Source organism: Paenibacillus sp. LK1, assembly GCF_002750415.1.
GTDB lineage: Bacteria > Bacillota > Bacilli > Paenibacillales > Paenibacillaceae > Paenibacillus > Paenibacillus taichungensis.
Genome location: NZ_PEII01000007.1, coordinates 289,231 through 310,863, shown reverse-complemented (window position 1 = coordinate 310,863; position 21,633 = coordinate 289,231). Strand labels below are relative to the sequence as shown.

The 21,633-nt window shown below is 46.9% G+C and carries 24 protein-coding genes and 1 riboswitch; of the genes, 1 reads left to right on the top strand and 23 read right to left on the bottom strand.

Annotated features, from left to right (window positions below; translation table 11 throughout):
* Positions 1-3: 3 nt before the first annotated feature.
* From CS562_RS17770 to CS562_RS17685, 18 genes are all read right to left on the bottom strand, one after another.
* Positions 4-381 (bottom strand): ATP synthase subunit I, encoded by a 378-nt coding sequence (locus CS562_RS17770; protein WP_076287590.1) that lies wholly within the window; start codon positions 379-381, stop codon positions 4-6.
* A complete protein-coding gene (locus CS562_RS17765) occupies positions 374-628 on the bottom strand; it encodes an AtpZ/AtpI family protein (protein WP_076287589.1) in 255 nt (84 codons plus the stop codon). The genes CS562_RS17770 and CS562_RS17765 overlap by 8 nt, the downstream gene beginning before the upstream one ends.
* 186 nt (positions 629-814) lie before the next feature.
* Positions 815-1,972, bottom strand: a complete 1,158-nt coding sequence (gene wecB / locus CS562_RS17760) for a non-hydrolyzing UDP-N-acetylglucosamine 2-epimerase (RefSeq protein ID WP_076287588.1) — start codon at positions 1,970-1,972, stop codon at positions 815-817.
* Positions 1,973-2,028: 56 nt separating this feature from the next.
* Complete coding sequence (upp, locus tag CS562_RS17755) at positions 2,029-2,658, bottom strand: uracil phosphoribosyltransferase (protein WP_053782842.1); 630 nt, start codon at positions 2,656-2,658, stop codon at positions 2,029-2,031.
* A gap of 419 nt (positions 2,659-3,077) precedes the next feature.
* Complete coding sequence (locus CS562_RS17750; protein WP_175381407.1) at positions 3,078-4,325, bottom strand: serine hydroxymethyltransferase; 1,248 nt, start codon at positions 4,323-4,325, stop codon at positions 3,078-3,080.
* Positions 4,326-4,539: 214 nt separating this feature from the next.
* Positions 4,540-5,133 (bottom strand): TIGR01440 family protein, encoded by a 594-nt coding sequence (locus CS562_RS17745; protein WP_099857623.1) that lies wholly within the window; start codon positions 5,131-5,133, stop codon positions 4,540-4,542.
* A 138-nt stretch (positions 5,134-5,271) separates the two neighbouring features.
* Positions 5,272-5,353: riboswitch (ZMP/ZTP riboswitch) on the bottom strand.
* Positions 5,354-5,469: 116 nt separating this feature from the next.
* Positions 5,470-6,042 (bottom strand): low molecular weight protein arginine phosphatase, encoded by a 573-nt coding sequence (locus tag CS562_RS17740; protein WP_076287586.1) that lies wholly within the window; start codon positions 6,040-6,042, stop codon positions 5,470-5,472.
* A 124-nt stretch (positions 6,043-6,166) separates the two neighbouring features.
* The gene (locus CS562_RS17735) at positions 6,167-6,727 is read right to left on the bottom strand and encodes a manganese efflux pump MntP (protein ID WP_076287585.1); all 561 of its coding nucleotides are present in this window, start codon (positions 6,725-6,727) and stop codon (positions 6,167-6,169) included.
* A 168-nt stretch (positions 6,728-6,895) separates the two neighbouring features.
* The gene (locus CS562_RS17730) at positions 6,896-8,005 is read right to left on the bottom strand and encodes an L-threonylcarbamoyladenylate synthase (RefSeq protein ID WP_373561749.1); all 1,110 of its coding nucleotides are present in this window, start codon (positions 8,003-8,005) and stop codon (positions 6,896-6,898) included.
* A 324-nt stretch (positions 8,006-8,329) separates the two neighbouring features.
* Positions 8,330-8,992: a stage II sporulation protein R gene (gene spoIIR, locus CS562_RS17725; RefSeq protein WP_099857619.1), complete on the bottom strand. Its 663-nt coding sequence runs from the start codon at positions 8,990-8,992 to the stop codon at positions 8,330-8,332.
* 296 nt (positions 8,993-9,288) lie between these two features.
* A complete protein-coding gene (locus tag CS562_RS17720) occupies positions 9,289-10,848 on the bottom strand; it encodes a glycosyl hydrolase family 18 protein (protein WP_257219529.1) in 1,560 nt (519 codons plus the stop codon).
* A gap of 754 nt (positions 10,849-11,602) precedes the next feature.
* Positions 11,603-12,823 carry an FtsW/RodA/SpoVE family cell cycle protein gene (locus CS562_RS17715; protein ID WP_099857617.1) on the bottom strand — a complete coding sequence of 407 codons (1,221 nt, stop codon included), beginning with the start codon at positions 12,821-12,823 and terminating at the stop codon, positions 11,603-11,605.
* 212 nt (positions 12,824-13,035) lie between these two features.
* Positions 13,036-14,256, bottom strand: coding sequence for an FtsW/RodA/SpoVE family cell cycle protein (locus tag CS562_RS17710; protein WP_076287580.1), 1,221 nt, complete (start codon positions 14,254-14,256; stop codon positions 13,036-13,038).
* Positions 14,257-14,341: 85 nt separating this feature from the next.
* On the bottom strand, positions 14,342-15,226 hold the full coding sequence (gene prmC / locus CS562_RS17705; protein ID WP_099857707.1) for a peptide chain release factor N(5)-glutamine methyltransferase: 885 nt from the start codon (positions 15,224-15,226) through the stop codon (positions 14,342-14,344).
* A gap of 25 nt (positions 15,227-15,251) precedes the next feature.
* On the bottom strand, positions 15,252-16,319 hold the full coding sequence (gene prfA / locus CS562_RS17700) for a peptide chain release factor 1 (protein WP_063566965.1): 1,068 nt from the start codon (positions 16,317-16,319) through the stop codon (positions 15,252-15,254).
* A gap of 383 nt (positions 16,320-16,702) precedes the next feature.
* The gene (locus CS562_RS17695) at positions 16,703-17,302 is read right to left on the bottom strand and encodes an SUKH-4 family immunity protein (protein ID WP_218966743.1); all 600 of its coding nucleotides are present in this window, start codon (positions 17,300-17,302) and stop codon (positions 16,703-16,705) included.
* 219 nt (positions 17,303-17,521) lie between these two features.
* Positions 17,522-18,622 (bottom strand): redox-regulated ATPase YchF, encoded by a 1,101-nt coding sequence (gene ychF, locus CS562_RS17690; protein WP_099857613.1) that lies wholly within the window; start codon positions 18,620-18,622, stop codon positions 17,522-17,524.
* Positions 18,623-18,731: 109 nt separating this feature from the next.
* The gene (locus tag CS562_RS17685; RefSeq protein ID WP_099857611.1) at positions 18,732-18,980 is read right to left on the bottom strand and encodes a hypothetical protein; all 249 of its coding nucleotides are present in this window, start codon (positions 18,978-18,980) and stop codon (positions 18,732-18,734) included.
* A gap of 84 nt (positions 18,981-19,064) precedes the next feature.
* Between CS562_RS17685 and CS562_RS17680 the strand changes: the two genes are divergently transcribed.
* On the top strand, positions 19,065-19,247 hold the full coding sequence (locus CS562_RS17680; RefSeq protein WP_180287171.1) for a helix-turn-helix domain-containing protein: 183 nt from the start codon (positions 19,065-19,067) through the stop codon (positions 19,245-19,247).
* A 229-nt stretch (positions 19,248-19,476) separates the two neighbouring features.
* On the opposite strand, the gene CS562_RS17675 is transcribed toward CS562_RS17680, so the two are convergent.
* From CS562_RS17675 to CS562_RS17655, 5 genes are all read right to left on the bottom strand, one after another.
* A complete protein-coding gene (locus CS562_RS17675) occupies positions 19,477-19,848 on the bottom strand; it encodes a hypothetical protein (protein ID WP_099857607.1) in 372 nt (123 codons plus the stop codon).
* A 10-nt stretch (positions 19,849-19,858) separates the two neighbouring features.
* Complete coding sequence (locus tag CS562_RS17670) at positions 19,859-19,984, bottom strand: cyclic lactone autoinducer peptide (protein WP_099857606.1); 126 nt, start codon at positions 19,982-19,984, stop codon at positions 19,859-19,861.
* Positions 19,981-20,517, bottom strand: coding sequence for an accessory gene regulator B family protein (locus CS562_RS17665; RefSeq protein ID WP_180287170.1), 537 nt, complete (start codon positions 20,515-20,517; stop codon positions 19,981-19,983). The genes CS562_RS17670 and CS562_RS17665 overlap by 4 nt, the downstream gene beginning before the upstream one ends.
* Positions 20,514-21,140, bottom strand: a complete 627-nt coding sequence (locus CS562_RS17660) for a hypothetical protein (protein ID WP_099857602.1) — start codon at positions 21,138-21,140, stop codon at positions 20,514-20,516. Before CS562_RS17660 ends, CS562_RS17665 begins: the two co-directional genes overlap by 4 nt.
* Before the next feature lie 87 nt (positions 21,141-21,227).
* Entirely contained in the window at positions 21,228-21,560 is a 333-nt protein-coding gene (locus tag CS562_RS17655; RefSeq protein ID WP_099857600.1) for a YolD-like family protein, read from the bottom strand.
* Between the last annotated feature and the right edge of the window lie 73 nt (positions 21,561-21,633).

Genomic DNA, 21,633 nt, shown 5'->3' with positions numbered 1-21,633 from the left:
ACATCATTCTGCTCTGCGGGAATAGACGATCCCTATAATCAGTAAGGAAAATTGTGCAATGACCAGACCGCCTGCAACCGCATATGTATTGAAGTACTGCGGAAAGCGCATCGATATGAAGATACCGAGCACTGCGAGTGCCGCTCTTGTCAAAAATCCCAGGTTCACACGCTTCAAGTTACCTTCTGCCGCATCATCAGACATTTTCCTTACTTTGAAGCCCAGGTAAAATGCATTGATCCAGCTAATTCCTGTACCCAGGGCCAGTCCCAAAGCAATTGTCTCCACACGTGGCATAAAGGCCGCTGCGAGAAAACAAATCATAAGAAAGTACATGATGAAAACAGTCATCATTCTGCGGTATCTGGTTAGTTCACTCATCACTTTCCCCCATGAATTTTTTCGCGATAAAGTAGATGCTTACGCCGCCTGCTGCCAAAAAAAAGAGAACGCTTACGGCGATCCATATTCCGCTACCCCCGATGGTCTTGTCCAACCAGGAGCCAACGTAATATCCGGCAACAGCGAGAATGGCAATCTCGATTCCAAAAGCTGTCACGAGCCCCATTGCTTTCCACACATTATCATCATGGTTACGGGATGAATTTGGTTTGTTCGAATCGGCCATTTTCCACGCCACCCTTGCAATCCCAGTTAATTTTACTGAATGATGAGAGCCTTTGTCAATTGAATGATTTTAGCGTTTTAAAGGGGAAAACGACGGGATTACAGGCCATCAGAGCCCATAAACCCGCGTAAACCGTACAGTTTAACTGTATGCTGTACCCTTTATTAATCCATCAGAAAAAATGAATTATTTTTTGAATTTTCTGTGAAATGATTCCGGACGTTCACTATTCACACCAAAATGATGCAAAATCGCATTGACAATTCTTTCCGAAGCATGTCCATCACCATACGGATTGGCAGCCTGACTCATGCTTGCATACAGTGTTTCGTCTGTAAGCAGAGCTTTGGTCCGCTCATACACACGTTCCTCTTCGGTACCCACCAGCTCCAGTGTTCCAGCCTCAATTCCTTCCGGACGCTCCGTTGTATCCCGAAGAACGAGAACCGGTACACCAAACGAAGGCGCTTCTTCCTGCAAACCACCTGAATCTGTCAAAATCAAGTGAGTATGCGGGTAAAAGTTATGCAAATCCACCACGTCTAGTGGATCAATAAGTTGAATACGGGGGTGATTCCCCAAAATCGCGTGAGCCGGCTCCTTCACAGCAGGACTTAGATGCACCGGATACACGATGGCAATATCCTCAAACTCGTCGGCAATCCGTTTGACGGCCTGGAAAATGTTACGGTGAGGCTCGCCTTGGGATTCACGGCGGTGAGCTGTCATCAGCACAAGGCGCTTGCCCTGTGCCCAATCTAGTACCGGATGTGTGTAATCCTGCCGTACTGTATATTGAAACACATCTGTTACCGTGTTGCCTGTGACATACGTACTAGACTCCGATTTATTTTCTTTGGCAAGATTGGAAGACGACCAGTCCGTAGGCGCAAAATGCAAGTCAGCAAGCACTCCGGTTAACTGGCGATTCATTTCTTCCGGGTATGGTGAGAGCTTGTTCCATGTGCGAAGACCTGCTTCCACATGACCCACCTGGATCTGCTGCAGGAACGCAGCATAGCTGGCTACAAACGTTGTCAGCGTATCACCGTGAACTAACACGATATCCGGTTTTGCTTCACGCAAAACCGGCTCCAGGCCTCCCAGCACACGAATTGTAATTTCATTCAGCGTCTGGCGATCTTTCATCACATCCAGATCGTAGTCTGGATGAATATTGAATACTTCAAGAACCTGATCCAGCATCTGACGATGCTGTGCAGTAACGCAAACGATCGATTCAATAGATTCGGGATGTTTCTGCAGTTCCAAAATAAGCGGAGCCATCTTGATGGCTTCCGGGCGCACCCCGAATATCGTCATGACTTTAATTTTCTTGGACATTGAAGCAAAGCCCCTTTTCTATAAGTTCGGAACCTCTTACAAAGCATGCGATATGCTTATTTAGTGCCGTATAGACGGTCTCCTGCATCTCCCAGTCCGGGAACAATATAGCCGTGATCATCCAGACGGTCGTCCAGTGCAGCAACGTAGATGTCTACATCCGGATGCGCATCCTGAACAGCTTTCACTCCTTCAGGAGCTGCCACCAGGTTCATCATTTTGATTTGCGTGCAGCCGCGTTTTTTGAGCACGTCAATAGCAGCAATGGCAGAACCGCCAGTTGCCAGCATCGGGTCGATGACAATCAACTGACGCTCTGTAACGTCCGTAGGCAGCTTGGTGTAGTACTCAACAGGTTGCAGGGTTTCCGGGTCACGGAACAAACCTACATGTCCAACTTTTGCCGCTGGCAGCAATTTAACAACACCATCCAGCATTCCAAGGCCTGCACGCAAAATCGGAACCAGCCCAAGCATACGTCCAGAAATGACTTTTCCTTGTGTTTCAGCTACTGGTGTCTGTACATCAATAGTCTCCAGCTCAACATCTCTTGTAATCTCATAAGCCATCAGTGTTGCCACTTCATCCACCAATTCACGAAAATCTTTCGTATTCGTACGCATGTCGCGTATAAACGTCAGTTTGTGTTGAATCAAAGGGTGATCACATATTACTAATTTTCCCATCTAATTTGTCCCTCCGGTATGTTCTTCATGTTCAGCATTACCAAATATGCCTAATCATCATTCATAGGCCCCGATAAATCCTGTATATTATATCATCACCTACACCGAATTACACCATCAAAGGGCACTCAATCATTACAGAAAACCGAATCCTATAAAAATAGGACCGGAAAAATGAGTCTTCCGGTCCTTTTTGCTCTCGCTGTTATGTCAGTTGAGATGATGAAATGCATGTAAACACAATGATGCTCCGCAAACAGAATGACCCTTCGATCGCTGTTATCCCCGGATTTTTTTGGACCCCTTTAATAAGGGGGAAATCCGGGGATAAAGGCGAACGCTACGTCTTCATTCTGTCTGCTCCGTCTAAGTGTTTACATAAGAACATCTCAAATACAAACACCATGAGCAAGTTTTTTTTAGTATTTAAGGTCAGTGTACAGTGGGAATTGGTCCGTAAGTGCCGTTACTTCAGCACGGGCTTCGTCCAATTTAGCTGCATCTTTAGGGTTTTTCAATGTTTTGGCAATGATTTTACCAATAGCTACCATTGCTTCTTCGTTCATACCACGCGAAGTAGCAGCAGGTGTACCGATACGGATACCGCTCGTTACAAACGGGCTAGTTGGATCAAACGGAATTGCATTTTTGTTCACGGTAATGCCGATGGAATCAAGTACATGCTCGGCTTCTTTACCTGTGATATTCACGCTGCGTGTGTCGATCAGCATCAAGTGGTTGTCTGTACCGCCGGATACGATGTTCAATCCTTCAGCAATCAGTGTTTCAGCCAATACTTGTGCATTTTTTACCACGTTTTGTGCATACGTTTTGAACGAAGGTTGCAATGCTTCACCAAATGCTACCGCTTTGGAAGCAATCACGTGCATCAGAGGTCCACCTTGGGAACCCGGGAATACCGCTTTATCAATCGCTGCTGCCCAAGCTTTGCGGCACAGAATCATACCACCACGAGGTCCACGCAGCGTTTTGTGTGTAGTTGTCGTTACGAAATGCGCATGTGGAACCGGGCTTGGATGCAAGCCTGCAGCAACCAGTCCTGCGATGTGAGCCATATCCACCATGAACAAAGCACCTACATCATTAGCGATGGAAGCAAGCTTTTCAAAATCAATGGTACGCGGATATGCACTTGCACCTGCAACGATCATACGAGGGCGATGTTTAAATGCCGCTTTGCGCACTTCATCATAATCAATCAGGAATGTATCTTCTTGTACACCGTATGCCACGAAATTGTACAGCAATCCGGAAGCGTTAACCGGGCTACCATGTGTGAGGTGTCCGCCATGCGCAAGGTTCATACCCAGAACGGTATCACCTGGTTTCAGAGCCGCAAGGTATACTGCCATGTTCGCTTGTGCACCGGAGTGAGGTTGAACATTCACATGTTCTGCTCCAAACAATTCTTTGGCACGATCACGCGCGATATCTTCTACGATATCAACATGCTCACAACCACCATAGTAGCGTTTGCCCGGATATCCTTCAGCGTACTTGTTGGTAAGTACAGATCCCATCGCCTCGATAACCGCTTCGCTTACGATGTTCTCGGACGCGATCAGCTCAATGTTGTTTTGTTGACGTTTTAGTTCAAGATTCATCGCTTCCAGTACTGCCGGGTCATTCTTGCGCAATTGTTCCATGATTAAATTCCTCCAGTTATAAGTGAAGTTATAAAGCGAAATCATGTTTACACGAAAACGGAGAGTGCAACACCAATCTGGAGAAGCAGAGCGTTCGCCTTTATCACCGGATTTCCCCTTATATAAGAGATTCAAAAAATCTGGGGATAACAGCGATCGTAAGATGGTGATGCAATCGAAGTCAGGAGTGTAACCAATCGTTTCGGTTTATACGTTAGTCACAAAATGTCGAATCTGGTTGCTCTTCCATACGATACACTGCACGCTCGCCACCAATCAACTTCGGACGAGTCAATGCTGTAGTTACACGGGCATCACCGATGTAGCGGAGTGCTGTGCGGAAGGGTACTGCCACATGCCGCAAATGCATGCCAATCATCGTCTCCCCAATATCCAGTCCCGCATGGGCCTGCACATGTTCAGCCAGGCATGGATCGGTCAGCGAGCGATACGCTGCGGATGCCATGGAACCACCTGCTTTGGGCACAGGTACTGCACCCACTTCAGTCAATCCAAGACGTGTAAGCAGTGAACGCTCCATAACCAGTGCACGGTTCAGGTGCTCACAGCATTGGAATACAACATCAAAACCAAACTCCTGCTGCACCTCGCGTATACCCGCAAGAAGCTGCTGCGCTACTTCAACCGCACCGCTTGTACCAATCCGTTTGCCTGCGACTTCACTTGTACTTGTACCGATCACAACGATCTGTCCAGTTCCAAGCTGTCCGGCAAGCGCCAGTTCACGCAAAATGGATGCGGTCTGTTCATGCAATCCGGGTTGTTCCGAATCTAATTCAATAGTCATCCTATCGCCTCCCGATAAAATCATGCCCGGCTTCCTCTTGGTGCCCTTGGTATACTTGCATGGCATTTCAGGTACTATTATAGCGAATAATCAGATGAAAGACGAAAAAAAGAGCAGTCTGCGGGTAACGCAGAATTGCTCTTTTGCCCAGGCGACCGGCCGTTTGTTCCGGTGCTCCATCGTGGTTATGCCCACTTCGTCGCCAGTTACACCGGATCCCTGTTTTCCCATCCATCATAAAACAACCTGCGTTTAAAATCAACGGGTAATTTACATCCCGTGTACGTTTTTTTATATGGTAATCTACCGGTAGCTGGAATGATTAAACGAATCCAATTAACCCAGCTTGTCCAAAAGTCTGTCGAGCGCGGTCCGAATCTCTGCCGCAGCTATGTTGTAATCGTCGCGACTGCCGCCAAACGGGTCCGAAATATCAAAACTCGGAATACGCTGTCTGATCTCGATTGCCCGCTCACGTTCAGATGCCAAAATCTCCTGACCCAGCGCACGTTTCATCTCCAATGTCGCAAACAGGCTGTCCAATTCCTGAAGATCATTCAGGACTTGTTCATCATTTTCCACATACTCTTTCAAGGTATAGGTCTTGTGTACAGAGTCGGGAAAAACCTGCATAACATGCTGTTTATGACTGCGTGTCAACGTGAGGATCAGATCGGCCCAACCGACCAGGTTGGAGCTAAGTAGCGTCGAATGAGGTGGTCCCTCCACGTTGTGATCCCTTAATACGGCCTCCGCATGACGGGAAATCGGCATGCCCGTTGTGGCGGCTACACCTGCGGAACGAACGTCCACCTGAATGCCCCGCTCAGACGCCAGTTTACGTAAAAGTCCCTCCGCCATGGGGCTGCGACATGTATTCCCTGTACATACAAACAAAATATGTTTCATTGTGGTTAGCCTCCCCATTTTGCAAATGTTGTCGAATCATGTTTGAAACCAAATCTGAACAAATGAACCTCTTAACTATATATTGAAGACTGCACTAGGCTGTAATCATGGTTAACGTCGTTTTTTAAAATATAAACAAAAGTCCAAAAGCGAGCAAGATCGCTCCGCCAACCGCTTCCCCGTAATCGCCCATGTTTTGGCTCACACGCCGTCCCAACAGCAGACCCATAACGGACATCGCTCCACCACAGACACCAAAAGCCAGTACTGTTAACACCAAGTCACTGCTGAACATGCCGAGCGAGACTCCAACGGAAAACGAATCTACACTGACACTCAGTGAGAACAGTATCACACCGAGCAAAGATCGATGATCCACCAGTTTGGTGTCTCCCTCCCGGAAAGCGTTCAAGATCATATGGGCACCGAGCAGGACCAGCAGACCGCCAGCTGCATACGTCGTAATGTCACCAAGCAGGGAACTGACGTATTTGCCCGTATACATACCGATGAGTGGCATGATGATGTGAAACAGGGCCGTTACGGTACTGATTCGCAATACGTCTCTCAGACGAATACCCTTCATGCCAATCCCGATACCGAGTGAGAACGCGTCGAGTCCGAGAGCGACGGCCATAATCAAAATGGTTACCAACTGCCCAACATGGGCAGACACATCCCACATCCCCATACCCCCAAGTCACGTAAAGGTTCTTGTACACCATATGCGGACAAGAACACAAACATGACCTGATAAGGCTTTTTGCATGGCTGGCATTCAAAAAATGAATGGCTAGTCGTGGCTAGAGGGCGGGTGCCAAGGGGAAGTATTCATAGCGATGGAAAAAGGGGGCTATCGGTTACCGACCTGAATGAGTCGGTGACCTGCCGCCTTGAGCAGCCGGTTCATGACGGCTGCTCCCAGCCCTTCGCGCGAGCAGGCTTCAGCCACAATATATGTGGCCCCCTGCTCATCGCAGCTGCGCAGCGCGGCGTACAGCCGGCGCGCTGCTTCCTCCAGCTCGCTGGCTTCGCCCAGCGAGAACACGGCATCGGCGCGGTAGTGCTCCGCGTGCTCGGCGAACGCCAGCACCGCGGTGCGCTCCCCGCGCTGCGCCGCCTCTACGAGGGCGGCGCTGATCCAGGCCGCCACCGCTGAGGGCGGCCCCTCCACCACGCACAGCGCACCTGTGGGCGCGTAGTGCGTGTACTTCATGCCCGGCGAGCGCGGCGCCGGGCTGTCATCGCCACCGGGCCCCTCGGCGAGCAGCGCCGGGTCCGTGGCGACACGGGCGGCAACGGCGGACAGCTGTTCCGCCGTAATGCCGCCAGGGCGCAGGATGGTGACGGTACCGTCGTCACCGACCTGCACCACCGTGGACTCGACGCCCACCCCGGTGGGGCCGCCGTCCACGATGCCGCCGATGCGGCCTGCCAGATCCTCGCTCACATGTGCAGCGAGGGTCGGGCTTGGCCGCCCGGAGCGGTTGGCGCTCGGCGCGGCAACCGGGCATTCCGCCGCCGCGATCAACTGCAAGGCCACCGGATGATCCGGCATCCGCACGGCCACCGTGTCCAAACCAGCGGTAACCCGCGGGGATACCGCCCCTGGCCTAACCGGCAGCACAAGCGTAAGCGGCCCCGGCCAGAAGGCTGCCATCAGAGCCTCCGCTGTGCCATTCACTTCCGTGACCAGTGAATCCAACTGGACACGCTGTGCAATATGAACAATCAGCGGATTGTCTGAAGGCCGCCCCTTGGCTGCAAATACAGCTTCCACCGCAGCTGTACTGCGAGCATCTGCACCCAGACCGTATACCGTCTCGGTTGGGAATGCCACGGTCTGCCCTTGACGAAGACAGGCTGCAGCATCCTGTAGGTCAGCAAGAGCCTGTTTATACGCACTCCCTTTTGCCGCCTCATCCTTGTTCTCATTGGTTACCAGTACATTGACATCCCACATACTTGTAACCATTTTCTCTGTACTTTCATCGTTCTCCATGCCTTTCATGGAAAACTGATGCAATTGCTCGTTTTCTCTCATCATATATCCATCATTCCTAAACTTCAGTAGGGTAGTTAATGCAAGACATCCCGCTTCCGCGAGGCCTTCTTCGCTTATGTTTTCTGATTCCTATAATTATAACATATCTGCTCTGCCCGAGGATGCGGTCTGAATCCTACCAGCGATTAACATCACATAGTCTCTGACTCGAACCCATAATAAAACAAAAGGGCACTTCCCTGAATCGAAGTCCCCCTGATAAAGCTTATATCTAGCATTATGTTATGCAAACAATCCCGATACCCAATCCCATAATTTGATCGCCATATCCCACAGGAAGAAACGTGCTTCCGGTGTAGCTGCCTGCACAGATGCTTGTGCGTCCCCAGGCTCAGCAGCTGCTGATGCTGTTGCTGTTGAAGGCTTCGCCAGTGCATCACCTGTTCCTGCATCTATGAAGCATAATGGTGGAAACAACACACACCACCAGTTTTGCCCTTCACCTTTTCCCAGTGTTATCCGCACTGCTTCATAATCTCCAGCAGGATATACGGTGCCGCCATATAATTTGGTTGGAAACGGAACCACCCCAAGTTCCACCTGATATGAATAGGTTAAGCCACGATTGGCAAGCTCTTCTCCCACACGATCCTCTATTTCAGATAGATGCTGACGAATGACTCCACGCGCTTCTTCCAAACTTTGCGGATTCTCCAGTTCGGTTACCCACTCATTCATTTGGGCAACGACGGCGTCACGAATCTCGCGTTTGACCAACTGATCTCCCGCTGCATCCGAGTTTGCGAGAATACGCAAACGAATGGATTGTTCCGGAATCGCTGTGGCCGCCACAGCTGCATCGGTTTTCTGACCTTCCCACATCATAATAATCATCATAAGACATACAATTATAAGTCCAATTTGTTTCACGATTTTTCTGCTCATTCCGTTCTCCCCCTCGGCTCCCGTGATCATGATCCCTGTAACTCTCTCATGTCTATCAGTATGCCCGGAAGAGACGGAAGTAAACCTGCTAGATTACAAATCTACTAAAATTTTAATAGGCGGGTAAGACTTAAAACGAAAGGACTATTATCTCCCTCATGAAACTGACGAAAATCAAAGAAGCGCCTGCCTACGGTACGCTTGTCGGCTGGCACTTCTTTGATAAATCTAAAACGAACGCTAACCTACCCTTGTTGTTCCAATTAGCATGCTGCATGAATGCCCTTGCTTCTCGGTTATTTATTCACCCGGAAAGCTTCCCAAGCCCCGCCAACCGAATTGCGGCTCGCTACAAGTTTACCGCCGTTATTCAGATCACAGGTCACATACAGGTTATTGGCGAGAGCCTGCAATGCGATTGTTCCATCACCCAAATCTACACGATTGAACTTCTCCCATTGCTGAATGGTTGTGGCTTTTGCGATCAGGGCACCACCCAGATTAACATCTGCTGTGACATATTTATTATTGATCTTGGACTTGAGAGACACCGTTCCATCGGAGTTCGTGATCCATTCAAAAAGCTCCCAGTCTCCTGCCGTCGTCCGATTGGCGACAAGCTGGTCATTGCCTTGATTATCGGCAGAGACGATTTGCTGATTGGCTTGAGCAACCAGATAGTTGTACCCACTTGGATTCGGAGGCTGCACTGTGCCCCCACCCGTAACCTCTGAATATACAGCCTGAAGCAGCGCACCTGAGCGGTCATTGCTGTACTCCCAGAACATGATGCCACCCAGATTGCTGTTTTTCACATATTGCACCTTCAGGCTGAGCGATTGCGGGTCATCATAGGAGATAAAGGTATTTCCATTAAACAGATAAGGAGCTTGGGCACTGCTGTCCCAGTATCGTGTATATCCGTTTTTATTCAAATACTGGCTGACAATAGTGTTGTAGTCGGGTTCAAAACCACCTGAACCGGGCCTGTCCAAACCATTGTTCGAATTCTGAACCCCAGTCCAGGCCCGGCCATAAAAGGCTCCGCCAATGACCAGTTTGTTCGCGGGAACACCGCTATTTCTGAACAGATTGACCGCAGACGTTACACTAATATCTCTTCCAGACAGATTCGTATGATGCCCAGTGGTTGCATCCCAGGTTCCATGAAAATCGTAAGTCATTAGATTGATCCAATCGAGCAGAGGCGTGATATTATTGATCTCCACACCGTTCAGATAACTGCTGCTCGCTCCGGCGGCAATGGTCAGCAGATATTGTTTGCCATTAATCTGTCCTTGAGCATTCAGCTTCTCCCGCACCTTCGAGAGCAGTTGTGTGAAGTTTTGTTTATCCTGTGGCCGCGCAGTTGTACCAGCAGCAGGGTTGGTTGGATATTCCCAATCTAGATCGACGCCATCCAAATTGTTGGAGGTTACCAGTTGCACAATGCTGTCAGCAAAGGTTGTGCGTGAGGCGTCCGTTAGCGCAGCGTCTGAAAAACCGTTAGCTCCCCAACCGCCAACAGACAATAACACCTTCAGATCAGGGTTTCTGGATTTCAATCCAACCATCAGTTGCAGTTTCGTACGATCTGAATTTGTAATTGTTGCTTTGCCGTTGGAGATGAGAGCGAAGGAGTAATTGATATGAGAGAGCTGTTCTGCCTTTATATCATTCGCGGTCCAGTTGGCCCAACCAGCCACATAAGCAATAATTTTCTTTGGAAGAGGAGCTGCGTCAGCTTGTTTCGCTGGTCCGATGGCAAATGTTGAAACGGTTAGTGCAAAAGATAAAAACAAGAGCATGAACACTTTTACAAATGAAGGGATCGTACCAACTCGATTTAGGTTCATCACATAAGTCTCCTTTGGGGTTTTAATTTTAGGAATTCAGCAGCACCCTTACATTTTGGTTAGCAGGAGGATCACGCCCTGTACTCCCTACTACTTCTCTCGTTAATGCCGCTGAAAGACTATGTTTGTTGATCCACATCACCTTTTCACCCTCTCTTTTCCAATCAAATCAGAATCAAAGGAAGCGTTTACAATTAAATGTAATCGATTTCATTTATGAGAAAAAGAAAGTTGGTTCGCTGAAAATCATGGATGGAATAAATAGATTCGCAGAAAAAAGTAGGATAACTCAAAAAGGATCATAGTACATTGAGCTGAAGGGCAATGGGATATCAAAGGATCTTTTATAGCTGAAATATTTTGATAATCTAGGGAAGAATACACCAGCGAATTACGGTTACATTCATCATTGGCATGACTGGGTGTATGGATGAGGGTAGGTTCATAACCCACTTTCAAAGTATTGATCACTGTCTAACGTGTAGAGTGTATAAGTAGGCGGGTAAGTTACTGATATAATCTAGTTAAAATTAGGATAATACACAATTGAAATATTTGTCAATAAAAATTAAATTTGTCATTCTTCCAAAGTTATAAATTCACATCTATTTTAAAAACAAAAAAAGACCTTCACCTGACAGCCACAGGCAAAGATCGGACTAGCACACAAATCACTTACTGCTCCATAACATACTCCAACACCCTTGGGAAGATGGATGTCCAAGGCAGAGTTGAATCATACCAAAGCTTAAGTTCACGCTGTTGTCTTTTCCTTTTTGACCATACTCCATAAACGTTCCAGCAAGGTAGGTCGTTGTTCTCCCATAAGAAGCTCGTCCTCGTCTTCCTGACCATACAATTTAATGCTCATCACCAGCCCGATACAAGCCATATTAATGAGCAACGAGGTGCCCCCATAGCTGATAAACGGTAACGTAATGCCCGTAAGCGGCATCAGCCCGAGGAAAGCGCCAATATTTTCAAATACCTGATATAACAACATGCCGATAATCCCTACAATCACGACAGGTCCTGCCCTATCTCTACATTGTAATGCGATTAACACCATACGATGAATGAGGATAAAATACATTAAGAGCAGAACAGATCCACCTACAAAACCAAACTCCTCAGCAATGACCACAAAAATGGAATCTGAATATGTGTACGGTACACGCCCCGATTGGACGGATGTGCCCTGCATGTAACCTTTGCCTGTTATGCCTCCCGAGCCTATGGCGAGACCCGCATTTTTCGTATGCCAGGAAGCTTTCGACGTTGCTTTATCCGGTACAAGCCAGGGATCAATTCGCTCGGCCCAATGCTCCCTGTTCGCCTTTTCCAAGAAGGTAAAAATCTCATCGTGATACGACGTATATGCTTTGACGAATCCAAAAAAGGTGATTCCCACAATAGCAAGAGCAATTAATGCATGAGACCACTTGATATTCCCTATCCATAACACAGCAACCAGAATCACGATGTATCCGAGGGCGTTGCCCAAGTCATTCTGAATCATTACGAGTGCAAAGGGAACGAACGTCCATAAACCAATGGGCACGATATCTTTCCAGAAATGAAGCGTAGAATTTTTTCTTTTGACCAATAAATGAGCTAGAAACAGAATTAAGATCATTTTAAACAATTCTGCCGGTTGAAAAGAAAGATAATCATTAATCTTTATCCAGCCATTCGCATTATTAATAGGTCCGCCAATAAAGTTGACAAGAACCAGTAGAATGATCCCCACTGCGTAAATATAAAATGCATATTGGATATACAGTTTATAATTCACTAATCCAATACCAATGATGGCTACGAATCCAATCCCGTAAAAAAGCAAGGTTTTGATATGATGATTGCCCAATTTCGGATCGGACTGAATCGCACTGTACACCGTAAATACACTCATGACCATAAGCAGCAGCAACACAAACAGAATAACCCCGTCCATCTTCTTCAGCATTCTCAGCATGTTCCCACGTATCCCCCTGAGGTTTAATACCCAATAATTATTTCCATTAGTCTTTAATATTACCATTGTATAGAATTGGAAGACAAATTGGAAATCCGTGAAATAAATAACGAAAAACCCTGAAACCCACAGATCCATCTTGCTCCGATCTGTTGATTCCAGGGTTAGCTTATATCGTATTCACTTGCAAAGAGTCTGGCCTAGGATCAAAACTATTGCTCCTGCTGTGTTGATTTGCGTCTAAATAGTTTCAATACCAGTTCCGTAATACTTGGCTGTTCTGAGGAACCAAGTATATCCTCGTTCTCTTCTGTATGCACTTTGATACTCATCACAAGTCCCATACTAAGCATGTTGAGCACAAGCGAGGTTCCCCCGAAACTGATAAACGGTAGTGTAATCCCTGTCAGCGGCATCAGACCAATGAACGGACCAATGTTGACAAAGATCTGGTAGAGCAGCATCGCTATAATACCGACAATCAGGTATGGCCCTGCCCTATCCTTACACTCCAGTGCAATCAGCACCAGCCTGTGGATCAAGATAAAGTAGAGCAGCAGCAACACCGATGCTCCAACAAAACCAAATTCTTCACCAATCTGCACAAAGATCGAGTCCGCGTAGGCCAGCGGCACCCGATTCGACTGAATCGTGGTACCTTCCATGTATCCTTTACCACTAATACCTCCAGAACCTATAGCCAACTTGGCATTGTAGGTCTGCCAGAGCACGTCCCTTGACGTCTGATCCGGTACAAGCCAAGGGTCGAAACGATCTGCCCAGTGAGAGCGACCAATGTCCTTCAGAAATTTTACAATTTCATCATGGTAATGAATATAGGCTTGTGTCCCACCAATCAAAGCGGCCACCGCTATGACAAAACCGATCAGGGCATGCGTGAATTTGATATTGCCTATCCAGAGAAGCCCTACCAGGATAACGACATAACTCAGTGCATTCCCCAAGTCATTTTGAAGCAAGACGAGCAGCAACGGGGGAAGCACACAGAGTGAAATCGGGATGACATCTCGTCCAAAAAACAACGGCCTGTTTTTCTTCCTCGCCAGAAGCGCTGACAGGAAGACAATCAGACATAGTTTGAACAACTCCGCAGGCTGCAAGCTCAGACCAAATATGGATAACCATCCTTGAGCACCGTAATACTCCTGACCGATAAACATGACCAGGATAAGCAAAATCATGCCTACCGCGTAGATGTATAGATAATTTTTAATAATCACTTTGTAGTTGATCATGGACATCCCGAAAAAGACGATAAAACCTATAATGTAAAATATTACGGCTCTTTTGGGGAAGGCTTCCCATTTCGGTCTGCCGAAGGTAGTACTGTAGATCGACAAGATACTGATGACCATCAGAATGAGCAATATAAAAACAATCGAATAGTCTATTTTTTTGAATTTATGCAGCATGTAGTTATGTTCCTCCAAGCATTCAGCAATCTTCGGTATATCTCATTGTAGAGGATTTCACGGCAAAAAGAAAACCCGTGGAACCTTACATTTTCGTCACCTGTTCCGAAGTACGAACACCCAGTACATGCCGTTCAATGCCTGCAAGGTCTGGCACGACGATAATCTCCGGCCAATATCCGGCCGATTCAAGCAGAGCTGCGATGTCCCCAGCCTGACCCTGACCCAGCTCAAAACCGATGATCTGCGGCGGTTCAGGCAGCAGCGCTAGCTGCTCCAGCATGATGCGGTACGGCCCCAGCCCATCCGGGCCGCCGTCCAGTGCCGTGCGCGGCTCATGGTCGCGCACCTCGGGCTGCAACCCGGCGATATCTGCCGCCGGGATGTAAGGCGGGTTGGACACCAGGATGTCCACCCGTGCCCCTGCGAACGGGGCCAGCAGATCGCCTTCACGGAAGTCGATCTGTACCCCGTTCGCGGCCGCGTTCCGCGCGGCCACTTGCAGGGCAGCCGCCGAGATATCTCCGGCGCCTACCTGCCAGCGCGGGCGCTGCGAAGCCATCGTCACTGCGATGGCGCCGCTGCCCGTGCCAATGTCGACGGCGAGCGGCGCGCCGCCGGGAAACACGCGGTCGGCTTCGCGCAGCACAGCCTCGACCAGCAGCTCAGTCTCCGGCCGCGGGATCAGCACGGCCGGCGTGACCTCGAACGGCAGCCCGTAGAATTCCTGGCTGCCGATAATGTACTGCGCCGGCTCACCTGCAGCCTTGCGCGTGACGGCGTCTTCCCAGCGACTACGAAGATCGCTGGGAAAGGGCTCCGGCTGCATCATATAGTACTCGGCCCCTTCGCGGCCGAGTACATGTTCCAGCAGCAGCCGGGCATTGTTGTGCGGCTCGTACACGCCGCACTTCTCCAAAAAAGAGGAAGCCTCCACGAAGGCTTCCCGACAACTCTGTTCCGGCGTCATGACAAACTGCGCGCGGGTCACAGCATTATTCTCCTCTATCCATCATATCCGTCTGCTCGGCAATCGTCAGCGCAGACACGATATCAGCAATCTCACCATTCATGATTTGATCCAGCTTGTGCATCGTCAAACCGATACGGTGATCCGTAACACGGCTTTGTGGGAAATTATAGGTACGAATCCGCTCACTGCGGTCACCTGTACCCACTTTGCTCTTCCGTTCACTCGAAATCTTCGCTTCTTCTTCCTGACGCATCATATCGAAGATACGCGTACGCAGAACCTGCAATGCTTTTTCCTTATTCGAGTTCTGGGATTTACCATCCTGACAAGTAGCCACAATTCCCGTTGGAACGTGAGTTACCCGTACAGCCGATTTCGTGGTATTAACCGATTGTCCACCGGCACCACTGGAACAGAACGTATCTACACGGATATCTTTATCATGGATTTCAATATCGAAATCTTCGGCTTCAGGCATAACCGCTACTGTGGAAGTAGACGTATGAATCCGGCCGCCCGATTCCGTTGTAGGAATACGTTGCACACGGTGTGCGCCACTTTCGTATTTCATTTTGCTGTAAGCGCCGCGTCCATTAATGAGGAATACAACCTCTTTGAAGCCGCCCAAATCATTTGTGTTAACGTCCATCAGTTCGACGCGCCAGCCTTGCGTATCGGCATAACGTGTGTACATCCGATAGAGATCCGCTGCAAACAACGCCGCTTCATCGCCACCAGCAGCTCCACGAATTTCAACGATGACGTTTTTATCATCATTCGGGTCTTTTGGCAGCATGAGAACACGAATCAGATCGTCCAGTTCTTTCTGGCGAGTGCTCAGTTCATCAATTTCCATTTTGACCATTTCACGCATCTCGTCGTCCAGTTTCTCGCCCTGCATTTCTTTCGCAGCTTCAAGATCCTGGCTCACTTGTTTGTACTCATTGTATGCTTCATAGGTAGGCTGCAGATCCGATTGTTCTTTGGAATATTCCCGCAACTTCTTGTTGTCACTTGCTACATCCGGGTCACACAGCAACTCGCTGAGTTTCTCGTAACGGTCGGCTAACGCCTGTAATTTATCAAACATGTATAGTCACCTCACGCGTTATTTTCGTTCCAGCATTCAAATTTCATTCGATTCCGATAGGCATTCATTGATGCGTTATCAGACCATTTATATTTCACAAGGCACGGAGTTCACAGAAATCCCTGACCGTAACATTTCATTTTATGATCGACGTATAACATCGCTACAACGTCATCAAATCCTTTACTTTTAAGTTATATAAAAGAAATCGCGTACCCGGTATCAACCCGCTTCAACTCATTAAGCTGAGGCGTGAAATTTAACATAGGTATACGACTCTTAATTATAGCATATTCTTATGTTCCTGAATAGCAACTGTTTGCGGATCCTGCATCCAAATTTTGATTCACTTATTCTAAGCAACCAAATTGATTTGCAAAGGACTATAAGAGATCATCCTCCAGCTGCTCAAGCACAACACTCCACCATGTATCCTCATTCAAGACACTCATCGGGTCCTTTTCCACAAATAATAAACGAAGTTGCTTTAACACAAGCTTCCTCGCCGATTGAGAAGAAGATTGTTGTGAAGGTATAATCTCACCCCGCCGAAAAGCAGCCAGCTTCGCCTGTGCTTGCTCGAGCGTCATCACAGTTGGCTCGTAGCTCTCCGAATTCTCATTAATAAATGCAGCATACCTTTGCAGAAACTCGATAAATAGAGTCAGATTGGAGTTCATGAGGCTGTAATCTCCCGTTTGCACATCCACCCTGTAGAGCGTACCCACATCCGTTTCCAGTCCCAATATAGCTGACGTCTCCTCATACTCATAGCCAATAGGAAGTAACGTTTTCCGATCATCCCGAGTCCTTATGAGACCTTGTTCTGTCAGAGGTTTAAAATGTATACCGAGCAAGTTCTCATCATCCAGACGGAGCTGTGGCAAGCCGAATCTCAATAATAGTTCCTCCGTCTCCTCAGGCAAACGAGCTGTTTGCACAAGCGTTTGGTTATATCGAACGTACTTCGACTGTTTCTCCAACTTGCCACCTCCCATGAGCCTTCTTCCTTTTATTATATCCAGAGCGAGTAAACAATCCAGTAGGATGTACAGGATATACAGACAATTTTATTATTGAATACTTCAGGCTTATTGAAGAATATTTTGCCTTATGTAAAAAGCCCTGCCATCTTCAAGAGAAGACGACAGAGCTGCTATACTCGTAAATTCAAGTATGTTTTCTTATCTAGATTATCGAGATTAGACGTTGAAGCGGAAGTGCATAACGTCGCCGTCGTTGACAACATACTCTTTACCTTCTAGACGAAGTTGTCCACGTTCTTTCGCACCGTTCATGGAACCAGCAGCAACCAGATCGTCGTAGGAAACAACCTCTGCCCGGATGAATCCGCGCTCGAAGTCGGTGTGAATGACACCCGCTGCGCCAGGTGCTTTTGTACCCTTACGGATTGTCCAAGCGCGAACTTCTTGTACGCCTGCTGTGAAGTACGTATACAGACCCAGCAATTTGTAAGCAGCTTTGATCAACAGGTTCAGACCGGAATCCTCGATGCCGAGCTCTTCCAGGAACATTTGTTTATCTTCGCCTTCAAGCTCCGAGATCTCTTCTTCCACTTTCGCACTGATCGGCACCACTTCTGCATTTTCAGCAGCTGCGAATTCTCTTACTTTTTGCACATAAGCATTGTTCGCCACATCACCGATTTCGTCCTCAGCTACATTGGCTGCGTACAGAACAGGCTTCAGCGTAAGCAAATGCAGATCGCGTACGATCAGGCGTTCTTCGTCTGTAAGCTCCATGCTGCGTGCTGGCTTGTCTTCGTAGAGAACAGCCTTCACTTTCTCCAGTACTTCCACTTCCTGAGCAGCTGACTTGTTGCCGCCCTTCATGTTTTTCTTGGAACGATCGATTTTTTTCTCAACACTCTCGATATCAGCCAGGATCAGCTCCAGATTGATCGTTTGGATGTCGCTTACCGGGTCAATTTTGCCATCGACGTGTGTGATGTTCTCGTCTACAAAGCAGCGTACCACATGTACAATCGCGTCTACTTCACGAATGTGTGCAAGGAACTTGTTACCAAGACCTTCGCCTTTGCTCGCACCACGAACAAGACCTGCAATATCTACAAATTCAAACGCCGTTGGTACCGTTTTTTTCGGTACAACGAGTTCTGTCAATTTGTCCAAACGTTCATCCGGTACTTCAACGATCCCCACGTTAGGGTCAATCGTACAGAACGGATAGTTTGCCGATTCAGCACCAGCTTGTGTAATTGCGTTAAACAGTGTGGATTTACCTACGTTAGGCAAACCTACGATCCCAACAGAGAGAGACATTTATATAACCATCCTTTACTTTTGAATTCAGTCAGGTTCCATTCTACAACACATTCACTAAATAATAAATGAGCAGCCCCGTATGCAAAAAAAGGGCCGCTCATTTTTCTTATACCGTCATATTCCTAAATGATAACGCTTCTTGTACTCCGATCCTGTATGATCGCTCTACTACCGCCTTGGTATGTACAATTAATAAGTTCTCAAGTTCAAAATTGAACTCAGCATCACTTAACTGGTCCCTTTTTGCTATCAACCCCAAAAGTATATCGTGACTCGAACCATCCGAGCTTAAAATACTATCTGCAATTTCTTCAGACCTGGTTTTAATGACGGGCTCTAGCCATTGTATATTCATGTTGCTACCCCCTATAATAGTTAAGTGGAATAATTTAGGCATACGAGGTGTAAATGGATGTATCCCGAACCTGGGAGGAGCCGTTTGCCATACCTCTTAGCCAAAAACAAAATGAGACCTGTTGACTTGTCCAGGGACTTAGGAATCTCGCAAGGCTTTATATCAGAAGTCATTGCCGGAAAGAAATACTTTTCTTTTCCACTCGCTGCCAAAGTCGCCCACCGACTTGGCTGTACAATGGAAGATCTCCAAGAGTGGGAATACTAGGCGAACGGCGGAGGCGAAAGCCCCTCCCCGGAAGAAAACTTCTCTAATAGCGAAGTTTATCCATGCACCTCACTCGATATCCAGTTATTTCATACCTCTCATCTCTATTAAATCCCATTATTAGCCTGTTGTAAACAAGAATTGGGCGCGCTGAGTTTGTCCAAGGATTCAACAATATTCGACACTATACGCAAGCGATATTATAAAAAAAAGAACCGTTTTCACGGTCCTATGTCAACAACACTCTTGGATTCATTACTGTTAGTTCCTCTATGAAGCTTTTGTATCTATGATTAACAATCTCGCAACGAATCGAGTTTTTGGAAATCTCGCTCTCAAAAAACGCCTCTTTATAAATTCCATTCACCGAAACTACCTTTTCAGTATTAATGATAGTAGCCCGATCAACATGAAGAAATTTATAACCCATGTTATTCATTGCATTGAGCCAGTATTTAACAGGACCGGGTAAGAAATATGTACCGTCTGTTGAATAAATTATTGAGCGGTCGATCATTCGGTCCCATGCCATATAAAATACGGATTCAATGTGGATTTCTTCGATTTTCCCGCCTTCCGGCTTGGTCGTTACAGATAACATAATACCACTCCTATTTTTTAAGCAGATGTTTTGGCGGTTTCGGATTGGATACCCATGCCAAACTTGCTGGCACTACAGAGATCTTAGCCAAAGCAGACAGTGCCGATGCAGCAGCAGAGTAAATTTCTGTTTTCATTTTGTTTCACCTCCTTTATAGAATACATAGGCAGCAAGCATAACCCCTTGAGCAAAGAAAGCAATAGCTGCAAATGTTGATCCAATCCAAAAGTTTGAAGAAATAATAATAATTCCCGCTACTTTTAATATCGGATAAAATCTTTCAGGTATTATAGTTTGATCTTCAATACCTGCTGGCGCAAAAACCATCACACATATTAAACCGATCACCGTTAATAGGATAGTGGATACAGGACCCAACGAAACCAATGATAATAATGTTGCTGTTCCAGCAGTAGCTACAGCACACCAGGTACTGGACTCAAGATGTAATCCCCCAGTAAGCTGTCTTAAAACAGCAAAGGATATCAGGATTATCGCAGCTTCTTTCCCGTGACCAGTGAATAACGATCCCAAAGCAGCTAATCCAATTACAGTGAAAAAGTTTATTGAAATAATGAGCGAGTGATTCAAGTTTTCAATCGGAGCTGGATGGTCAGGAACAACTGACTTTATATGTTTGGCGATCCGCCAAGCGGCAGCCTCTATCAAAATTCATCTTTCTCCTTCCGTATTGCGTAATACAGGAAAAGTCCTACAGCCAAAGCCATGTGCGCAATAACCAGCAACATGTTGTTGAGATAAAACATCATCGTTGATGCCAGTAATGAGAAAACAATAAACGCAACTACACCAATATGTTCCCATTTAAATCTGAATTTTTCGAAGTCAGCAGCAAATCCAATTTTGAATTTAAGCAAGAAGTATGTTACCCCTAATGCAACAACGCTTGATGCTGCTTGTAGTGCAGATCCTTCAATGGAAGTAGCCAACGAAGCTGTATCTACTCCGCGGAAAAATAGAAATAGAATGGCTGTTTGTACTACGGTGTAACTAAAGGTGCCCAGTATAGCAATTATTGATGACCACATTACCGGAATCTTGACCACAGTAGTAATCAGTAGAATGAAAAGAACTGTACTGATCGCAGGAGCCAAAGCGGACATTGAAGCCTCTTCGCGCATTAAATAGCTCTGAAAATTCATAAGCAAGCTCATAAACAATCCCGGCCATATATAATCCTTGACCTTAATTCGGAAAATAGCGAGCATCAGCGCAAAGGCCGACATCGTTTCAAGTGTTGAAAAAAGCAGAAACCGGATTGGCTCCCACATGGTACATTTCTCCTTCGCAACAAGTATAAGTAGATACTTAAATTATACTCGAAGGAGTGGCAATTCCATAGCCAAAAACATACAATTTCAGACGTTTGCCGAGATTATTTCAGTAATTGAAATTTCTCGTTCATCATCTTCTAACAACAGATTGACCTTACCTCTGCTTTGATTAATACCAATTACAACTCCGCTAACTGGTTCATCGTAAAATGGGTTAAACACAACCAGATCCACTTTCAATTTTTGGTTGTAAGAATCAGCTAAAGCACGGACGATTTCCTCAATGGCCTGTTCGTCGAGAACTGGTTTTCCCCTGCGCTGCTGTTCCCTCTCCTGGGCCAAAAACGCCTCTCGATGTTCTGGCATGATCATCCTTGAACTTTCGTAATAGCCATTCTCTCCTAGCCTTTGTACCATAGGTTATTCCTCCAATTGATAAGAACGTACGTTTGTTTGTATTATATGCGAACGTACGTTCTTTATCAATAGG

Excerpts from the sequence above, each read along its gene's own strand:
- ychF (WP_099857613.1), bottom strand. The coding sequence starts at position 18,622 with ATGTCTCTCTCTGTTGGGATCGTAGGTTTGCCTAACGTAGGTAAATCC.
- CS562_RS17715 (WP_099857617.1), bottom strand. The coding sequence starts at position 12,823 with ATGCTGAGAATGCTGAAGAAGATGGACGGGGTTATTCTGTTTGTGTTG.
- CS562_RS17660 (WP_099857602.1), bottom strand. The coding sequence starts at position 21,140 with ATGTGGGAGCCAATCCGGTTTCTGCTTTTTTCAACACTTGAAACGATG.
- CS562_RS17765 (WP_076287589.1), bottom strand. The coding sequence starts at position 628 with ATGGCCGATTCGAACAAACCAAATTCATCCCGTAACCATGATGATAAT.
- prfA (WP_063566965.1), bottom strand. The coding sequence starts at position 16,319 with ATGTTTGATAAATTACAGGCGTTAGCCGACCGTTACGAGAAACTCAGC.
- wecB (WP_076287588.1), bottom strand. The coding sequence starts at position 1,972 with ATGTCCAAGAAAATTAAAGTCATGACGATATTCGGGGTGCGCCCGGAA.
- CS562_RS17745 (WP_099857623.1), bottom strand. The coding sequence starts at position 5,133 with ATGACTATTGAATTAGATTCGGAACAACCCGGATTGCATGAACAGACC.
- CS562_RS17740 (WP_076287586.1), bottom strand. The coding sequence starts at position 6,042 with ATGAAACATATTTTGTTTGTATGTACAGGGAATACATGTCGCAGCCCC.
- CS562_RS17720 (WP_257219529.1), bottom strand. The coding sequence starts at position 10,848 with ATGAACCTAAATCGAGTTGGTACGATCCCTTCATTTGTAAAAGTGTTC.
- CS562_RS17750 (WP_175381407.1), bottom strand. The coding sequence starts at position 4,325 with ATGGAACAATTGCGCAAGAATGACCCGGCAGTACTGGAAGCGATGAAT.
- CS562_RS17685 (WP_099857611.1), bottom strand. The coding sequence starts at position 18,980 with ATGAATATACAATGGCTAGAGCCCGTCATTAAAACCAGGTCTGAAGAA.
- CS562_RS17735 (WP_076287585.1), bottom strand. The coding sequence starts at position 6,727 with ATGTGGGATGTGTCTGCCCATGTTGGGCAGTTGGTAACCATTTTGATT.
- upp (WP_053782842.1), bottom strand. The coding sequence starts at position 2,658 with ATGGGAAAATTAGTAATATGTGATCACCCTTTGATTCAACACAAACTG.
- CS562_RS17730 (WP_373561749.1), bottom strand. The coding sequence starts at position 8,005 with ATGTGGGATGTCAATGTACTGGTAACCAATGAGAACAAGGATGAGGCG.
- CS562_RS17655 (WP_099857600.1), bottom strand. The coding sequence starts at position 21,560 with ATGGTACAAAGGCTAGGAGAGAATGGCTATTACGAAAGTTCAAGGATG.
- CS562_RS17675 (WP_099857607.1), bottom strand. The coding sequence starts at position 19,848 with ATGTTATCTGTAACGACCAAGCCGGAAGGCGGGAAAATCGAAGAAATC.
- spoIIR (WP_099857619.1), bottom strand. The coding sequence starts at position 8,992 with ATGAGCAGAAAAATCGTGAAACAAATTGGACTTATAATTGTATGTCTT.
- CS562_RS17770 (WP_076287590.1), bottom strand. The coding sequence starts at position 381 with ATGAGTGAACTAACCAGATACCGCAGAATGATGACTGTTTTCATCATG.
- CS562_RS17710 (WP_076287580.1), bottom strand. The coding sequence starts at position 14,256 with ATGCTGCATAAATTCAAAAAAATAGACTATTCGATTGTTTTTATATTG.
- prmC (WP_099857707.1), bottom strand. The coding sequence starts at position 15,226 with ATGACGCCGGAACAGAGTTGTCGGGAAGCCTTCGTGGAGGCTTCCTCT.
- CS562_RS17670 (WP_099857606.1), bottom strand. The coding sequence starts at position 19,984 with ATGAAAACAGAAATTTACTCTGCTGCTGCATCGGCACTGTCTGCTTTG.